Source organism: Streptomyces nanhaiensis, assembly GCF_046614825.1.
Classification (GTDB): Bacteria; Actinomycetota; Actinomycetes; order Streptomycetales; family Streptomycetaceae; genus Streptomyces; species Streptomyces radiopugnans.
Genome location: NZ_JBKJFM010000358.1, coordinates 1 through 990 on the forward strand (window position 1 = coordinate 1; position 990 = coordinate 990).

Consider the following 990-nt stretch of genomic DNA (forward strand, 5'->3'; position numbering starts at 1 on the left):
CGCGGTGTTCGAGGAGCTGCCGTACCCAGCCGTCGACCTCGGTGTTCCAGTCGCGGACGTCCTGGTGGCCGACGGTGAAGCGGGTGAGGGCGTCGTGTCCGCCGCCGAACGGGCCGCCGCGCTTGTCGGCCTCCAGCACCACCTCCATGCCGCCGGGGTGGGCCAGGAAGGTCACCTCGATCTCGGTCGCCGCGTGCGCGTACTGCGGAGCGGGGGTGAGTTCGATCTCCTGGTAGAAGGGCAGGGTCTGGCCGGTGCCGTGGATGCGGCCGTACTCCAGGTCGGCGGACTTGAAGCCGAACCCCAGCTGTCCGAGGGCCTCCAGGACCGCTTCCTGTGCGGGCAGCGGGCCGACCGTCAGGGGGTCGAGGTCGCCCTTGTCCTTCGCTCCGGCCACGGCCAGTTCGGTGCGCACCCCCAGGACGACGCCCAGGGGCTGGCCGTACAGTTCGGTGACCGGGGTCTCCCACGGCAGCGTCACGGTGAACGGGACGGTGCGCTCCTCGCCCTCGGCCAGACGGAAGTTGCCGGCGACGGTGAAGCGCTCGAAGGCGATGCCGCCCTCGGACTCGCCGTCCTCGTGTTCGACCTCGACGCGGGCGATCAGTTCCAGGGTGATGTGGTCGATGTCGAAATCGGCGCTGCCGCCCTTGAGGTGGATCTGCCCGGACAGCGGGCCGCCCGGCAGGGCGGCGCCCTGTTCCAGGACCGTGTCGACGGTGGGTCCGCCCACGCCGAGCGAGCCGAGCAGTCGTTTGAACACCATCGCGGCGTTCTCCTTCACGTGTGCGTGTGCCTGTGCGGGTGAAGGCGCGTGGCGCCGCGCCGGGGGAGCGGGGACCGCGCCGTGCGCGGCGCCACGCGGCCTTCGGTGGTTACTTGGCGGTGGTGTCCAGCGCGGCCAGGGCCTGGGCCCAGCGGACGTACTTCAGCTTGGCCAGGTCGGCCACGGTCTTCACGCCGAACGCCTGGTCCAGCAGTTCGCCGTCG

General features: G+C 71.4%; 1 protein-coding gene. It reads right to left on the reverse strand.

Annotation, left to right across the window (positions count from 1 at the left end; genetic code table 11):
• A partial coding sequence (locus ACLIYP_RS30575) for a sporulation protein (protein ID WP_412716318.1) occupies positions 1-766 on the reverse strand: 766 nt, incomplete at its 3' end.
• Positions 767-990: the final 224 nt, after the last annotated feature.